Annotated in this window: 13 protein-coding genes and 4 pseudogenes; 10 read left to right on the top strand and 7 right to left on the bottom strand. The window is 66.1% G+C overall.

The window, feature by feature from the left end; translation table 11 throughout:
* The first annotated feature begins 48 nt into the window (after window positions 1–48).
* From cadR to A8M77_RS27340, 8 genes are all read left to right on the top strand, one after another.
* Complete coding sequence (gene cadR, locus A8M77_RS27375; RefSeq protein ID WP_086924624.1) at window positions 49–453, top strand: Cd(II)/Pb(II)-responsive transcriptional regulator; 405 nt, start codon at window positions 49–51, stop codon at window positions 451–453.
* A gap of 106 nt (window positions 454–559) precedes the next feature.
* On the top strand, window positions 560–2,506 hold the full coding sequence (locus A8M77_RS27370; protein WP_086924623.1) for an FTR1 family protein: 1,947 nt from the start codon (window positions 560–562) through the stop codon (window positions 2,504–2,506).
* A gap of 240 nt (window positions 2,507–2,746) precedes the next feature.
* The gene (locus A8M77_RS27365) at window positions 2,747–4,063 is read left to right on the top strand and encodes a phenylacetate--CoA ligase family protein (RefSeq protein ID WP_086924658.1); all 1,317 of its coding nucleotides are present in this window, start codon (window positions 2,747–2,749) and stop codon (window positions 4,061–4,063) included.
* Between the two features lie 381 nt (window positions 4,064–4,444).
* Window positions 4,445–5,212 (top strand): glycosyltransferase, encoded by a 768-nt coding sequence (locus tag A8M77_RS27360; RefSeq protein WP_086924622.1) that lies wholly within the window; start codon window positions 4,445–4,447, stop codon window positions 5,210–5,212.
* Between the two features lie 621 nt (window positions 5,213–5,833).
* Window positions 5,834–6,394 (top strand): phosphatase PAP2 family protein, encoded by a 561-nt coding sequence (locus A8M77_RS27355; protein ID WP_086924621.1) that lies wholly within the window; start codon window positions 5,834–5,836, stop codon window positions 6,392–6,394.
* Window positions 6,391–7,437, top strand: a complete 1,047-nt coding sequence (locus A8M77_RS27350) for a glycosyltransferase family 2 protein (RefSeq protein ID WP_086924620.1) — start codon at window positions 6,391–6,393, stop codon at window positions 7,435–7,437. The genes A8M77_RS27355 and A8M77_RS27350 overlap by 4 nt, the downstream gene beginning before the upstream one ends.
* Window positions 7,434–8,996, top strand: coding sequence for an ArnT family glycosyltransferase (locus A8M77_RS27345; RefSeq protein WP_086924619.1), 1,563 nt, complete (start codon window positions 7,434–7,436; stop codon window positions 8,994–8,996). The genes A8M77_RS27350 and A8M77_RS27345 overlap by 4 nt, the downstream gene beginning before the upstream one ends.
* An 85-nt stretch (window positions 8,997–9,081) precedes the next feature.
* Window positions 9,082–9,927, top strand: a complete 846-nt coding sequence (locus tag A8M77_RS27340) for a ChbG/HpnK family deacetylase (protein ID WP_238136987.1) — start codon at window positions 9,082–9,084, stop codon at window positions 9,925–9,927.
* Window positions 9,928–10,333: 406 nt separating this feature from the next.
* Here the strand turns inward: A8M77_RS27340 and A8M77_RS35590 are convergent, their stop codons facing one another.
* The 5 genes and pseudogenes from A8M77_RS35590 to A8M77_RS27325 all read right to left on the bottom strand — a co-directional run bounded on the left by A8M77_RS35590 (window position 10,334) and on the right by A8M77_RS27325 (window position 12,727).
* On the bottom strand, window positions 10,334–10,513 hold the full coding sequence (locus A8M77_RS35590) for a hypothetical protein (protein ID WP_143694770.1): 180 nt from the start codon (window positions 10,511–10,513) through the stop codon (window positions 10,334–10,336).
* Window positions 10,514–10,750: 237 nt separating this feature from the next.
* Window positions 10,751–11,654, bottom strand: a pseudogene (locus tag A8M77_RS27335) (4-deoxy-4-formamido-L-arabinose-phosphoundecaprenol deformylase).
* A 5-nt stretch (window positions 11,655–11,659) separates the two neighbouring features.
* On the bottom strand, window positions 11,660–12,004 hold the full coding sequence (locus tag A8M77_RS36640; RefSeq protein ID WP_202820668.1) for a hypothetical protein: 345 nt from the start codon (window positions 12,002–12,004) through the stop codon (window positions 11,660–11,662).
* 46 nt (window positions 12,005–12,050) lie between these two features.
* Window positions 12,051–12,407: pseudogene (locus A8M77_RS36635) on the bottom strand (formyltransferase family protein); the annotation flags it as partial.
* A complete protein-coding gene (locus A8M77_RS27325; protein ID WP_086924618.1) occupies window positions 12,383–12,727 on the bottom strand; it encodes a DegT/DnrJ/EryC1/StrS family aminotransferase in 345 nt (114 codons plus the stop codon). The gene A8M77_RS27325 and the pseudogene A8M77_RS36635, both read right to left, overlap by 25 nt.
* Window positions 12,728–13,167: 440 nt before the next feature.
* Here A8M77_RS27325 and A8M77_RS27320 point away from each other — a divergent pair, with 440 nt between their 5' ends.
* Entirely contained in the window at window positions 13,168–13,425 is a 258-nt protein-coding gene (locus A8M77_RS27320; RefSeq protein ID WP_086924617.1) for a hypothetical protein, read from the top strand.
* A 21-nt stretch (window positions 13,426–13,446) separates the two neighbouring features.
* Here A8M77_RS27320 and A8M77_RS36995 read toward each other — a convergent pair.
* Window positions 13,447–13,873, bottom strand: a pseudogene (locus A8M77_RS36995) (ISL3 family transposase); the annotation flags it as partial.
* Window positions 13,874–14,176: 303 nt separating this feature from the next.
* Between A8M77_RS36995 and A8M77_RS27305 the strand changes: the two are divergent.
* The gene (locus A8M77_RS27305; protein WP_086924614.1) at window positions 14,177–14,431 is read left to right on the top strand and encodes a transposase; all 255 of its coding nucleotides are present in this window, start codon (window positions 14,177–14,179) and stop codon (window positions 14,429–14,431) included.
* 53 nt (window positions 14,432–14,484) lie between these two features.
* On the opposite strand, the pseudogene A8M77_RS27300 reads toward A8M77_RS27305, so the two are convergent.
* Window positions 14,485–14,841, bottom strand: a pseudogene (locus A8M77_RS27300) (ATP-binding protein); the annotation flags it as partial.
* Window positions 14,842–14,947 lie beyond the last annotated feature (106 nt).

Raw genomic sequence — 14,947 nt, 5'->3', positions numbered from 1 at the left:
TTGAACAACCTCTAGTTGGTATAAAGTCAAGTCTTCTGGGAGATTGACATGCTACGTATCGGTGAACTTGCAAAACGTGCCGATTGCCTCGTGCAGACGGTTCGCTTCTACGAAGGGGAGGGCCTTTTGCCCCAGCCCGCGCGCAGCGAAGGCAACTTCCGGCTCTATGACGAGAGTCACCTAGAACGGTTGCAGTTCATCCGCAGGTGCCGGGCCAGGGACATGACCCTGGAAGAAGTACGGCAGCTGCTGGGTTTCCGTGATCGTCCCGAAGTGGGCTGCGGCGAGGTCAACGAGTTGGTGGATGCCCATATCGCGCAGGTGCGCGCCAAGATCCGGGACCTGAAGGAGTTGGAACGGCAGCTCTCGGAACTGCGCCATTCTTGCGCTTCCAGTCGATCAGCAAAGGATTGCGGCATCCTCAACGGGCTGGCGCAGCAGCATTCGGCCTGAAGGCTCGTCCTCAGCCTGACGCGCTGGGAGGACCCCTCGACCCGTCGCGGGCGGATGTGCCGTTCGGTTCTAAAATGAGAATACTTCATATTCGCAATACAACAACATGATCGTTCTCGGCTTCCTCCGCAATCGGGTGCTGGTGCTGGCGTCGCTACTGGCCATGGCATGTTGGCCATCCTGGGGTGCCGACGCGCCGGCGACCGACAAGGCCAGGCAAATCTGGCAACTGCTCGACTATGTCGCTGTGGACTACCAGGGCGCAGTGCGCGACGGGAAGGTCGAGAGCGCATCCGAATACGAGGAGATGAAGGAATTCGTCGCGACCGCCGCGCAGCAGCTGGAGACCCTTCCAAGCACGGAGGCGCTTGCGGAGCTTCGACGCCAGGTAGCCACGTTAGGCCAGCTCGTGGCGCAGAAGTCCGACGCCAACACCGTCTCCGATGCCGCCCATGGGCTGGCTGCGGCACTGGCCAAGGCGTACCCCTTTCCGCTGTCACCTGCGAAGGCCCCGGACCTCGCACGCGGTGCGGCCCTGTTCAAGTCCACCTGCGCAGCATGCCATGGCGAGCGGGGCGCCGGCGATGGGCCGCTGGCCTCGCGCCTTGATCCGCATCCCACCGATTTCTCGGACCGGGAGCGCGCCCGCAACCGATCACCGCTCGCGCTCTACCAGGTCATGACGCAGGGTGTTCAGGGCACCGCCATGGCCAGCTTCAAGGACAGCCTGTCGGATGACGAGCGGTGGGCGCTGGCGTTCTTCGTGGGCGGTTTATCGTATTCCGACGCCGATCGCACGGCGGGGGCGGCACGCTGGAAGGAGGACCGACGCACCAGGGAGTCATTGAGCGGGCTCGACGCAGTGGCCCAGCTTTCCGAAAGCGGGCTTGCCAGCAAGGTTGACCCCAAGTCCGCAGCGTCCGTGATCGCCTTCTTGCGGTCGCGCCCGGACGAGGCCGCCGCTTCGCAGCAGGGCATCGCTGCGACGAAGGAGCGACTCGCGCAGAGTCGGGCTGCGTTTATGCAGGGCGATCGCGAGCGAGCAAGCAAGCTGGCGCTGTCGGCGTACCTGGACGGCTTCGAGCCGCTCGAGCCAGCACTGCGTGCCCGAAACGCGGCGCTGCTCACCCGGGTCGAATCAGCCATGGGTGCCTACCGGGCGGCCATTGGCACCGGAGATCGCGCCAAGGTGGAAAGCGCTGAGCAGGCGCTCCAGTCGCTGTTGGAGCTCGCGCGGTCGGACCTGGAGCCCGGAGAGAACGACTCTCTCACCATGTTCCTCGCTGCGCTGACCATCCTGCTGCGCGAGGGCCTCGAGGCGCTGCTGGTGGTCGTTGCGATGATCGCATTCCTGCGCAAGGCCGAGCGCCCGGAAGTTCTGCAGTACGTGCACGCCGGATGGATGCTGGCCCTCGCCGCCGGCGGCTTGACGTGGTTTGCGGCGACCTACCTCGTGAGTGTCAGCGGCGCAAGCCGCGAACTCACCGAGGGCTTCTCTTCACTGTTCGCGGCGGTCGTGCTGTTGGGCGTGGGCATGTGGATGCATCGCAAGAGCGTTGCCGGGCGGTGGCAGGCCTACCTCAAGGAAAAGCTGACGAACGCGCTCAACCAGCGGACCGCGGCCTGGTTTCTCTTCTCGCTGGCGTTCATCGCCGTTTATCGCGAAGTCTTCGAGACCGTGTTGTTCTTCGCCGCGCTATGGACGGAAGGCAATGGCTTGCCGCTGCTGGCCGGTCTGGCGGCAGGGTCAGCATCGCTCGCGGTTATCGCGTGGGTGCTGCTGCGTACCAGCGCGCGCCTGCCCATTGGCCAGTTCTTCGCGGCCAGCTCCCTCCTGGTGGCCTTGCTGGCCGTCGTGCTGGCCGGCAAGGGGGTAGCGGAACTTCAAGAGGCGGGCCTTCTGGATGTGACGCCGGCGGCGGTTCCACGCATCGAGCTGCTTGGAATCTATCCGTCCTGGCAGACGCTTTCCGCCCAGTTGGTGGTGGTGCTCATTGCAGTCACGGGCTTCCTCGCCAACCTGCGGCCGAGCAAGATCCCGGGACGGGGGTGACGTCGACGGGCTTGCCTGGCAGCGCATGGCCCTGGGTGACAGCTGCTCGCCAACAATGATGATTGGGCGCACGCGAGGTTGAGCGATGGCGAAGGCGCCGCTCGTTTTCAAAGCGCAGGGAGTCATCTGCACCAGCGCTGCACCGCTTGACCCTCCATCTGGTGGAGGTTGTAGCTTTTCCGGATGGACACCCCTCCATCCTTACTTGGCCTGATTCTCAGCGTTCGCCGGGCTCGCCGAATGGACAGCGTCGCGCTGGGGCGGCTCCAGTCGCGTCGGCTGCAGCAGCTGGTGGCGCATGCGCGTGCCCATTCGCCGTACTACCGCGAACACTATTGGGACGTGCCGCCGGCGGTCGCAGATCCTTCCCAGCTGCCAGTAACCACCAAGAAGGCCTTGATGGATCGGTTCGATGACTGGGTCACGGATCCCCGCCTCACCTTCGATCAAGTGCGGGCCTGCAGCCGGGACGTGCAACGAATAGGCGAGCAACTTCTCGGGACCTACACGGTGGCGACCACGTCCGGCACCACTGGGGTACCGGGCATGTTCGTCTTGGACGAGCGAGCGATGAAGGTGACCAAGGCGATCGCGACCCGCATGCTCGGAGATTGGCTTTCCTGGCGGGACATGCTGATGATCGTCCGGTCAGGCGGCCGCCTTTCCATGGTGATGGCCACAGGCGGTCACTTCGCCTCCGCAGTCGCGGCCGCGCGCATGGAGAAGCATGGCCGCAACCGAAGACTGCAGGTACTCTCGGTGCACACGCCATTGCCAAAGATCGTGCGGGCGCTGAATGACTTCCAGCCAGCAGTCATCGCGCCCTATGCCAGCATGGCAGCTCAGCTGGCCAATGAACAAGGGGCGGGGCGCCTGCGTATCGCACCGGCCCTGCTCGCGCTTTCGGCCGAAGGGCTCCTACAAGCCGAATATGCAAGGATCGCGCGAGTGTTCGGCGCAGAGGTCGGCAACAGCTACGCCTGCACTGAATGCACGTTCCTCAGCCACAGCTGCCCGCACGGGTGGCTGCATGTCAACAGCGACTGGGCGCTGCTGGAGCCAGTGGACGCTCACCTGCGACCGGTCGCCCCGGGCGTGCGCTCGCAAACGGTGTTGCTGAGCAATCTTGCGAACTGGGTGCAGCCGATCCTGCGATATGACCTCGGTGATCGGGTCATCCAGCGGCCCGATCCTTGCGAGTGCGGCAGCCCATTTCCTGCCATCCGTGTTGAGGGGCGTACAGCGGACGTCCTGGAGTTGGGGTCTCCCGGCGGGCGCCGGATATCGATACCCTTCCTCAGCTTCGCTGCGCTTGAGGACCGTGTGAACGGATTGGACGCATTCCAGGTGGTGCAAACCTCCGCCGACGCACTATCTGTGCGAGTCACCTCCGAAACGGGCGAGGACGAGCGGGCGGTACGCAGTGCTGCGACAACTGAGGTGGAGCGCATCTTGGCAAGCCACGAGGTCCGTGCGGTTCGCGTCACAGCGGATGAGCGTGCACCAGAGAGGACACAGGGCGGCAAGCACCGGCCCGTGATTCCCTTGAAGAACTGAGCGCGCCTGCTGCGATATGGGTTGCCGCTGCTGCGATCAGCTTGCCTCCTGCGGGCTGCTCGCGTGCCGGGCGATCTTTGATGCCTCCTGCAAGATTTGGCGGCCGCCGTTTGCGGCGATCCCAGCTACGACCACGCATCGGCCAGGTTGTCCAGCCCGGCGCCCAGCTCGTCGTTGTCGTCGTCGTCGCTCACTTCCGGCATGCGTCGCACCTCTTGAGTTCCGCCATCGCGAGCCCTAAACCAGCAGAAGGTCAAGATGGGGGAGACTTCCGATGGGACCAACAGGGCATGCGCCGCGGAAGCAAGCAGTTGCCTCTGCCTTATTGACTCTGCTGTAACTATAGGGTTTCCAATCGGATCCGTCAGTTTTCACGATCCAATGATGGCCCCCCAAGAACCAACGCTCACTGGAGCACTGGGCGCAGAGCGCCACATCCTGTGTATGAAATGGGGCACGAAGTACGGCCCCGAGTACGTCAACCGCCTCTATGCCATGGTGCGCCGCCATTTGAGCGGCCATTTCCGCTTCGTCTGCCTGACGGACGATGCCCGCGGCATTCACTATGGGGTGGAATGCCTGTCCATCCCTTCGCTCGACCTGCCCGCGGGCATCCCCGAGCGCGGTTGGACCAAGCTGGTCACCTTCAGCGCCGACCTCCACGGGCTGCGCGGCACGGCGCTCTTCCTCGACCTGGACGTGGTGATCGTCGGCAGCCTGGATGTGTTCTTCGAGCGTCCGGGCGAGTTTCTCATCATTCACGATTACAAGCGCCCTTGGCGCGTGACGGGCAATTCGTCGGTCTACCGCTTCGAGCTTGGCGCCCATGCGGACGTGCTCGAGCATTTCCGGACACACATCCCTGAAGTGCGCGCTGCATTCCGAAACGAGCAGGGGTACCTCTCGGACTTCATGCACCGCAAGGGAAAGCTCGCCTATTGGCCGACGGACTGGTGTCCGAGTTTCAAGTACCACTGCATCCCGGCCTGGCCGAGCAATTTCTGGCGCGCGCCTCTCCTGCCGCGGGATGCGCGCATCGTGATCTTTCATGGCGAGTGCAATCCGCCGGACGCGCTCGCGGGGAAGCGCAATCGGCGCTGGCGCCTCATCCGCCCCGCGGGATGGGTGGCCGAGCACTGGAAGGAGTGAGCCGCAATGAGGGATACGCCGGAGCTACGCCGCTGGAAACTCGGCCCACTTAGAGTAGACCGGCATGCTGTTCGCCCCAGAGCCGCCCCATTTTCCCGAGCCTTGCTGCCACAAGGTGGCGCGCGCTGCAGCGCACCCGTTTGGGCCCTTCGGCTTCAGGTTTTAGTCATGGCTAGCGGCGGCCAGCCGTGCTGTTTGAACAGGACGACGAGGCCTCAAGTTCGGCGCGCCGGCAGTCGCGAGCAGTCGTAATCCCGTGTACCTCGCATCGGTGAGAATGGATCCCAGTCTGAAAGGTCGCCCCGTCCCGCTTCAAGGAGAGCCTCGACGTGTGGGGTGACTGAGGCAATTGCGACCGATGTTCAGCGTGCCCTGCCAGTTCGGCGAGATGACCCAGAACTGGCTCGGCCGCTCGCAGTACGGGGCCAATCCTTTAGCGGGCACAGGCACGACCTGCGCATCTGCAGCGGCGCACTGAGCGCCGCCATCATCGCGGCGCTCGCTGCCTGAGGAAGGGCAGCGGCAGGTGCCGCCAAAGCTGAAAGCAGCGTTCAGATTTGCTTCATGGGCGCCGCCTAAAGTCGCGGCCATGCAACCGATCCCACGACTCGGGCTTTCCGCATGAAGGCGCTCGACCTGTTTCTCTTTCACTGGATGGCCGCCGGCTTCGAACCCCGCCCCTGGCTGGTCGTCGTGGCCGGCGCCATCGCGGTCGGCGGCCCCTGGCTCTGTGCGGCCCTGCTGGGCTGGATGGCCTGGCGCCAGCCCCCGCAGCGCAGCCACCTGGCGGCCGTCGTGGGCTTCGCGGCGCTGGCGGCGGTACTGGCCCATTCCATCGCTGCCGCGCTGAACCTGCCGCGCCCCTTCATGCTGGGCCTGAGCCCGGCCTACATCGCGCACGGCGCACGCGGCTCGCTGCCGAGCGCGCATGCGGCGGTCATGTTCACGGCCGCGCTGATGTGCCTGGCGCGACCTGCACTGCGCAGCGCGGGCGCGGCGGTCTTCGCGATGGCCGTGCTCACCGGTTGGGCGCGCGTTCACGTCGGCGTCCACTTCCCGGGCGACATCCTGGCCGGGCTGCTGCTGGCCGCGGCGCTGGCGGGCCTGTTCCTGGGCCTGCAGCATCTGGTGCGGCGCCACATGGCGCCGAAGATGAGGCCCTTGAGGAGCGCGGCATCATGAACAGCCCGCTGAAAGCATCGAGTGCGCCGGTGGGACTCGAAAGCGTCGTGCCGGCCAACGACGGGCCGGTGCGCGCGCAGCGCCTGCACCCGCCGGCCGGTCGCAGCATCTCCTGCGTCATCCCCTGCTTCAACGAAGGCGCCAACCTCAACGCCCTGCTGTCGAACCTGGAAGAGACCCTGTGGGCCACGCACTTCCAATGGGAAATCATCGTGGTCGACGACGGCAGCACCGACAACACCGTCGCCGTGGCCGAGGCCTGGTGCCAGCTCTCGGGCTTTCTCTGCATCAGCCTGTCGCGCAACTTCGGCAAGGAAGCCGCGCTCACTGCCGGCCTGCAGGCGGCCCGTGGCGATGCCATCGTGCTGCTCGACGGCGACCTGCAGCATTCGCCTTCGCTGATCGCTGACATGCTGGAGCGATGGCAGGAGGGGGCCGAGGTGGTCTACACCGTGCGGCAGCAGCGCACGGACGAGCATGCCCTCAAGCGCATGGGGGCACGCCTCTTCTACAAGCTGGTGAACGCCTCGCAGCGCTTCGAGTTGCCCGAGGACGCGGGCGACTTCCGCCTGATGGACCGCCGGGTGGTCGACGCACTGCTGAGCCTGCCGGAACGCACGCGCTTCATGAAGGGGCTGTATGCGTGGGTCGGCTTCAGGGCAGTGGCGCTGCCCTACACCCCGAGCCCGCGGGCCCAGGGCAAGAGCAGCTTCAACACCGCGCGCCTGGTCAGCCTCGCCATCGACGGGCTGACCTCCTTCACCACCTGGCCCCTGCGCATGGTCAGCATCGTGGGGCTGCTGCTGGCGCTGCCGGCCCTGGTCTACGGGATCTTCCTCGTCGCCGAGCACATGCTGGTGGGCAACCCCGTGTCGGGCTGGACCACGATCGTGGTGAGCCTGATGTTCTTCATCGGCATCCAGATGATCTCCACCGGCATCGTCGGGGAATACGTCGCGCGCATCTTCGTGGAGGTGAAGGGCCGCCCGCTCTACGTGGTGAAGAAGGTGCTGGGCCATGGCCTGGACGCGCCGCTGCCATGAAGGCGGCGCGCGAAACGATAGGCCTGGTACGGGCCGGGCTCGTGCTGGCCTGCCTCTTCGCCTGGCTCGCCGTCACCGCCGGGCTGCGCCCCTTGATGTCGCCGGACGAAGGGCGCTACGCCGGCGTCGCCTTCGAGATGCTGCGCTCAGGCGACTGGCTCGTGCCGCGGCTGGACGGGATGCCCTTCTTCCACAAGCCGCCGCTCTTCTACTGGATCAGCGCGGCTGCGATGGGGCTGATGGGCGCCTCCGAATGGCCGGCGCGCCTGCCGTCGATGATCGGCGCCACGCTGGCGGCGGGGGGACTCTTCCTGTTCCTGCGCCGCTGGGCCGATCCGGCTCGCGCGACCCTGGCCACCGTGGTGCTGGCCACCATGCCCTTCTTCTACCTCGGGGCGCAGTTCGCCAACCTCGACATGCTGGTCGCGGGCTGCATCGCGGCCACGCTGCTGCTGGCGGCCGATGCGGCGTTGTCGAAGGCGCAGGGCAGGGCGTGGCGTATCGCGCTGGCCGGCGCCTTCGCTTTCGCCGCACTCGGCGTGCTGGCCAAGGGTCTGATCGGCGTGGTGCTGCCGGGGGCGATCTTCCTGGCCTGGTGCGCGGCCATCCGGCGGCCGCGGCTCGCCGGGCTGATGGCCTGGCCGCCCGGCTGGGTGCTGCTGCTGGCGATCACGGTGCCCTGGTTCGCGGCGGTGCAGGTGCGCCATCCCGGCTTCCTCGACTACTTCGTCCTCACGCAGCATGTGCGCCGCTTCGCGAGCGGAGGCTTCAACGGCGAGCACCCCTTCTGGTTCTACCTGCCGGTGATCGCGGTGTTCACGCTGCCGTGGATCGCATGGGCTGCTGCTGCGCTGCGGCCTTTGCGTGGCCTGCGTGCGCCGCTGTCCGAGGTGGACTGGCTGATGTGGATCTGGTGCGTTGGCATCGTCCTCTTCTTCTCGCTGCCGCGCTCCAAGCTGGTCGGCTATGTGCTGCCGGCCCTGCCGCCGCTCGCGTACCTGATCGCGAAGGCGGCCCTGGCTGCGGCCCGGGCGGGCGGCCGCTGGTCCTCCGCGCCGCGCTGGACGGCGGTCGCTTCGGGCCTGGTCTGCATCGCCGGCCTCGCGTGGCTCGCCATGCAGACGGCCCCGCCCGGCCAGCGGCTGCGGCTGCCGGCCGGCGAGGCGGTGGGGCCGGCGGACCAGGTGCTGATGCTGGGCGCCTACTATTACGAGTTGCCTTTCTACTGGGGCTTGCGGCAGCCGGTGCAGGTGTCGGCCGACTGGACGCCCGCGACCGTGGCCCAGCGCGACGACTGGCGCAAGGAGCTCTACGAGGCCGGCGGATTCGACTCCGAGCGCAGCGCGGCCTTGCTGATCGACGTGCGCCGGCTCCCTGCGGCGCTGTGCGTGCCGCACGCGACCTGGCTCGTCGGCGCTTCCGGCGCGCCCGCGGTCCTTCCCTGGCTGGCGCAGGCGCGCCTGGTGGCGGTCGACTCGGACACCGCCGTGTGGCGCTTTGCCGGCAGCGCCACGCGCGATCCGAACTGCCTGCAGCCGAGCGAGGGTGTTGTGCCATGAGCCCCCGCCCGGCTGTTCCGAAGCGGGCTCGTACCACAGCCGAAGGCGAAGGTACTCGAACGAACCGCAGCGCGGAGCCGGTCCAGTGAACGCCGTCGGCGATCGCTTCCTCTGCATCTGCGCCGACGACTTCGGCATGAGCGAGGGCATCAATGCGGCGGTGCTCGATCTCGTCGCGCGGGCCGCGATCTGCGCCGCTTCCTGCATGGTCCTGCGCGGCGCATGGGCGACCGGTGCCGCGGACCTGCGCGAGATAGACGCAACCGCCGCCGACATCGGACTTCACCTCGACCTGAACCGGGCGCCGTCGGACTCGCCGGCGGAACCTGCGCTTCGCGGCCTGATAGCCGCCAGCTACCTGGGCCTGCTGCGTCCCGACATGATCCGGGCACAGATCCGGGAACAACTCGCGCGATTCGAGGACGCGATGGGCAGGTCCCCAGCCTTCGTGGATGGGCACCGCCACGTGCACCAACTGCCGGTCGTGCGGGAGGCGCTGGTGGAAGAAATGGCTGCCCGCTATGGCATCGCGGCGCCCTGGATCCGCAGCACCGCCCCGGCGGCGGTGCGATCCTTTCCCAGGACGAAGGCCGACGTGGTCTTCGCGCTCGGCGGCCGGCGTCTGCGCGCGCTGGCCGCCGAGCGCGGCATCACGACCAGCCGCGCCCTGCTCGGCGTCTATGGCTTCGACGGCGGCGCCGAGGCCTATCGACATCGGCTGCAGCAATGGATCACCGCCTGCCGCAGTGGCGACGTGTTGCTGTGCCACCCCTCGCTCGGCGATGCGGCCCCGGTCGCGCACGACGCAGCCCGGCGCCACGAGTACGCCGTGTTGCGCACGCTGGCCTTCCCGATGAAGACGGATGCGGGCACGGTCCTGCTGCGCCCTCTGTCCCGCCAACCATCCAGCGATTCCGAGGCTCGTACCTAGCCCCAGTCCCACCGAACCGCGTCCCTTGCCTGGGCATCCCGCAGCCGCGTTTCGCGCTTCGGCTTCGACTGGTCGACTGGTCGGCTTGATCCGTCATTGAACTATTGAATTCTCCCATAGAAGGAAGAGCGGACCATCGCCGCTCAGGCGGCCTCAAGCAACGACGGGGCAACTCGGACACTTATCGAGGGCGCCAGACTTCGGCCAGTCTGCGCGCCCCCCAACAGGAACGTTGCAGTGTTGCAGTGCGCTCGCGCCACTGCTCAACAGCTTAATGGCTTAATGGCTTAATGGCTTAATGGCTTAATGGCTTAATGGTGCATGGCGCCAAGCCGCGCTCATCACGCATCGATCGCTACGAAGGCATCGAGCCGCCAACGAACACCCCGGACGGTTCCGCCTCACGCTACCACCCGAGGAATTTGAACCATGCCGGGTCGTTCCGAGCAAGTGCGCCACGTTGCCGGTGTTGTCGCAGGCTGAGCGCTTCGATGATGTTCCGAAGCGAGTAGCGTTCGACTCCGCCGCGAATGGCCCCGAATCGCTGACGTGCTGCGGTCAACTCAAAGAAGAGGGTATGGAACATGGTGGGCTTCCTAGATGAAGAAGGTCGGCCAGCAGATGCCTCAATGTCGCATTCGGGGGACTCTAGCCTCGACACCGAAGGCTTCAACCGCTTCGTTACCTCCACGATTGCTCCGATTGCTACCGGCTGGAGCGACATTTGCCGGGAGGGGTTCGCACCCGCTGAAAAACAGCGCCTTGCACGGCGCACGAGAAAGATGGGCTAGGAGCTGGGCTACAGTCGACGGCGGCTGCCGGGTCAGCTTTGCCAGGCCGCACCCTGCAGCGCGAGCAGTCCGGAGCGGCCGGGGACGCTGCCGAGCGCGATGCGATGGCGCGGCAGCCCTGCGCCGATGCGGGAGCGGTGCAGTTCGCCCAACGCGACGAGTTGGTGCCCCTGGGCCCGCCAGCCGGCGATCAGCCGCTCGAAAACCTGGCGCAGCTTCATGCCCTCGAGTTCGGCATGCAGCGTGTAGACCTGGTCCTGCGTCGTCTGCCCGGTCAGCGCCAACAGGTGGAGGTGCACGTTGTCCGCCGTGAGCCCGTCGACGCCGATGAGCTGTCCAGCGTCGGCAGCGTGGTCGGGTACTGCGGCGATCCGAGGGCGGCGCCGTCATCCGCCACAGGGAGGAAGGCGTGGCTGCCGCGCGTGTCGGAGGCGAACTCGATGCCCAGCGCCGTTTCGGCCTGCGCCGCCGCTGGGTTGAACGGCCAGCCCGCGGCGCCGTGCAGCCGCGCCGGGGCGCCGAACACCTCGGCATGGCGCTGCAGCGCGCGGCGCATCTCGCGCTCGGCCCAGGCGGCGTCCCGGCCCAGCAGGCGGTCCTGCCAACGCACGTGGTCCCAGCAATGCACGCCCACCTCGAAGCCGGCGTCGCGAACGCTGCGCAGCGTGGCGGCTTCGCGCCGGCCGATGTCCGGTCCCGGCAGCCGTGCAGCAGGGTCCGCAGGCCGTAGTGCTCGAGCACCGAGGTGCGCGAGACCTTGCCGAGGAAGCCCGGGCGCAGCACCCGCAGGACGGCGCGGCCGGTGTGGTCCGGGCCCAGGCTGAAGAGAAAGCTCGCGCCGCAGCGCTTCGCCGTCAGCAGGCGGACCAGGGCGGGCACGCCTTCGCGGGTGCCGCGCCAGGTGTCGACGTCGAGCTTCAGTGCGATCCGCGCCATCCTTCTCAGGCTTCCAGGTCGGCGGCGGCCGCGGCGTGGTCGCGGTAGTAGGCGAACATCTCGCGCAGGGCCGTCGGCATGCCGACGGTGGGCCGCCAGCCCAGGTCTGCCGTGGTGCGGCGGATGTCGGGCACGCGGTACAGCACGTCCTGGTAGCCGCTGCCGTAGTAGTCTGCGGACGCCACGTCGACCAACTCCACCGCGGCCGCGGCATCGCGGTACTCGGGCAAGGTGCTCGCCAGGTCCAGCATCATCCGGGCGAGCGCGCGTATCGACAGGTTGTTGTCGGGATTGCCGATGTTGTGGATTTTGCCGTCGGCGATGCCGCCCTCGTTCGCGATGCTCTTCACCAGCGCCGAGATGCCTTCTCGACATAGGAGAAGGCGCGTTGCTGGCGCCCGCCGTCCGGCCCTGCGACAGGTCTGGGGCCGCTCCACCGCGGTGCCGTCGAGCAGGTGCGGGCAGGCTGCGCGCCAGCACGATCTCGGCAGCGACCGTGACCTTGCCGAACATCTCGTGCGCCGTGTCGTCGCGCAGGATCGGCACGGCGCACTGGTCAACGATCGCGCCGTTGTCGGGCTTCTCGTTCATCCGGCGCAGGGTCGCGCCGGTCTCGCGCTCGCCATGGATCACGGCCCAGTTCACGGGGGCACGCCCCCGGTAGCGCGGCAGCAGCGAGCCGTGTATGTCGAAGGCGCCGCGCGGCGGCAGCGTGAGCCAGTCCCGCTTCAGCATCTGGCGGTAGTAGAACGAGCGAAGTAGCGCTCGGCCAAGCGGCGCCGCCGCGCGGTGAAATCGTCGATCCGTCGCAGCTGCCCGAGCCCGATGGCAGCGGCCACGTCGGTCAGGTTGGCCTTGCTGCCCCAGTCCTCGACGTCCATGGTGCCGTCGGGCAGACGGCTCACGCCCTGCGGCCGCAGCTTCTCGACGCGGCGGGCCTCTACCTCGTTGCTGAGCACCAGGCAGCCGCCCTCGGCGGTGCAGAGGTTCTTATTGGCATGGAAGCTGAACGACACCAGGTCGCCGAAGCTGCCGAACTTGCGGCCGGCCCAGCTCGGGCGACCATCAGCCATTGGTGTGGGTGCCAGAAAGATGCCATGTTTGACTACCCGAGCGAGCCTTTCACGGCTGGCCACACTAAAAACCCGACCATGGCTGTCGCTATGCGCGTCGAAGAATAGCGAGGTGGTCGAGTGCGCGCGGAGCCAGACACTGTCGCCGGCACTCGTGGCATAGTACCAAAAGCAGCTGCCGGACAAGCAGGATGTTTGGCGGCTAAGCTGCTTGAGTTCTATTGTGTTCAACGTGCCAGAGCCCGCTGCGGCGCGCAGACCCCCGGCCGGCGCACCAAGACAATTGACGGCAACCGCTGAATGTTTCGTCACGGGGCTTCTTGCGCTCTGGGCCTGCGATCGCGGAACAGGGCGCTGCCAATGAATAGTTCCCAGGATTCAGCTTTGCGACCCAAAAGGTGGTAGCTGAAGATCGGGGCTCGATACCGAAGGAGTTACTCATGACTATCGTGTTGGACAAGGATTTCTTGATGTGGGTGTTTTTTGCTCTGATCTGCTTCGAGTCGTGGCGGGACCATACGGGGTTCTCTGCGCTCGTCGGCTGCATCGTCGCAGCGCTCACGCATGACCCGGGGACGGCGATCGCTGCTTTCTTCATCACAACCGCCGCGTACGGGGTCGTCTGGCTGATCCGCGTAGCCCGGGAGCCGAAGCAACCGGCCGCGCTGGAAGAATGGCAGCAGGATCGCGGGGCTTGAGGCCCTCAAGGTCCAGGGTTAGGCAAGATGGCAGGCCAGTGCTGCAATGGTCTGAGCATCGCGGCCCTCGGTGACGACGAGCACTTGGCGAGCGATTGCGTCGGCCGCCAAGGTCACCAAGTAGTGCCCCCGGGCCCGGGCAGGCGAGGTCTCGTCGATGGCCAGCGCGGTGACTTCGCTGAAGTCGGCCAGCCCCAACGCGAACTCGACGTAGCGATTGCAAAACTTCCTTGACCTAATAGGCGGACTCGCCCACGTTGCGGGCAACGGCGGCAAAGGGCATCAGGGCATCTGCTGGGCTAGCATCAGGAAAAAGGCTTCTGAACGCCAGCGTGAAGCTTGGCAGGCGCCCAGCGAAGTTGGGCTCGACCAGGCGAACCGAGCCGCTGGGCAGCTTGACGCGCAGCGTGCGCACGTGAAAGTGGCACTCGTGCTGAGGTCCATTTAGTTTCAGTGCGTGTATGGACCGTGCGCCTTTGCAAGCTCTTTACGGTGACGTCAAACGGTCTGCATGCATGTATACGGCTTGCCGGTGGGCGCGTCGAAACATGCCCGCAGACCGACGGATCCCGAGATCCGTACGCCCTATCCTCAGTACATTGACGGGTTGAGTCAGAAGGCACAGCCGGCACGAGAAGCAGGCTTGTGGTAAGTGTCCGGGATACACCGGGATACTGCAATAAACCACGCCCTTCCTTCGAGCGCGACGAAGTGTGAGGCTACGTACCATGTACAAGAACGTGGGCACGTAATGTCAGAGTTGATTTCGGATTTGGCCAAGCGCCTGGTTGTCGGGCACAAGCGTGATGGTCGAAGCATCTACGACGAGCAGGCCAAGCGCGAGTTGGTCTTGGCGTGTCGTGAGCCCGGGGTATCGATAGCGAAGCTGGCTCGCGATTGCGGCGTCAACGCGAACCAGGTGAACAGCTGGGTGCGCTTGTATGAGCGACAGCTGGTCAAGTGTGGCGCGACGATCTGGGTGAGAGGCGCACGACAATCTGGATGAGAACGATGTCGCGGCGAAGTGATGATGCCGGCATTGATTGCCGGGCGCAATGACTACGTTGAAGTTTGATTGACGCTGGGCGTCACAGTGCCAACGTTCTTGGTTGTCGCGTAGCTTGCCGGTCGCCCGGGGCCGCTTTGCTTGCGCTGGATGGCAGTTCGCCTTCGATAGCTTTCCACGTTCATTTCGAAGATGGTGGAGTGGTGCACGAGCCGATCCACGGCAGCGAGGGTCATCGCCGGGTCCGGGAAGACCTTGCCCCATTCGCCGAACGGTTGATTGGCCGTGATGATCATGGAGCGTCGCTCGTAGCGCGCGCTGATCAACTCGAACAGCACGGACGTTTCCGCCTGATCCTTGGTGACGTAGGCGAGGTCGTCAAGGATGAGCAGGTGGAAGTTGTCCAGGCGGTTGATGGCCGCTTCGTAAGCGCTCAATAAACCCCGTCCTTGCGGCGGCCGCCATGGACCATGAAGCTACGTTCCCATGTACAGCAACATGGGAACGTGATGTCAG

The sequence above is a fragment of the Variovorax sp. JS1663 genome (assembly GCF_002157355.1).
Lineage (GTDB): Bacteria > Pseudomonadota > Gammaproteobacteria > Burkholderiales > Burkholderiaceae_C > Variovorax.
This window is presented reverse-complemented; position numbering and strand designations above follow the sequence as displayed.

Excerpts from the sequence above, each read along its gene's own strand:
- A8M77_RS27305 (WP_086924614.1), top strand. The coding sequence starts at position 14,177 with ATGTCAGAGTTGATTTCGGATTTGGCCAAGCGCCTGGTTGTCGGGCAC.
- A8M77_RS27365 (WP_086924658.1), top strand. The coding sequence starts at position 2,747 with ATGGACAGCGTCGCGCTGGGGCGGCTCCAGTCGCGTCGGCTGCAGCAG.
- A8M77_RS27325 (WP_086924618.1), bottom strand. The coding sequence starts at position 12,727 with ATGGCTGATGGTCGCCCGAGCTGGGCCGGCCGCAAGTTCGGCAGCTTC.
- A8M77_RS27350 (WP_086924620.1), top strand. The coding sequence starts at position 6,391 with ATGAACAGCCCGCTGAAAGCATCGAGTGCGCCGGTGGGACTCGAAAGC.
- A8M77_RS27345 (WP_086924619.1), top strand. The coding sequence starts at position 7,434 with ATGAAGGCGGCGCGCGAAACGATAGGCCTGGTACGGGCCGGGCTCGTG.
- A8M77_RS27370 (WP_086924623.1), top strand. The coding sequence starts at position 560 with ATGATCGTTCTCGGCTTCCTCCGCAATCGGGTGCTGGTGCTGGCGTCG.
- A8M77_RS27360 (WP_086924622.1), top strand. The coding sequence starts at position 4,445 with ATGATGGCCCCCCAAGAACCAACGCTCACTGGAGCACTGGGCGCAGAG.
- A8M77_RS27320 (WP_086924617.1), top strand. The coding sequence starts at position 13,168 with ATGACTATCGTGTTGGACAAGGATTTCTTGATGTGGGTGTTTTTTGCT.
- A8M77_RS35590 (WP_143694770.1), bottom strand. The coding sequence starts at position 10,513 with ATGTTCCATACCCTCTTCTTTGAGTTGACCGCAGCACGTCAGCGATTC.
- cadR (WP_086924624.1), top strand. The coding sequence starts at position 49 with ATGCTACGTATCGGTGAACTTGCAAAACGTGCCGATTGCCTCGTGCAG.
- A8M77_RS27355 (WP_086924621.1), top strand. The coding sequence starts at position 5,834 with ATGAAGGCGCTCGACCTGTTTCTCTTTCACTGGATGGCCGCCGGCTTC.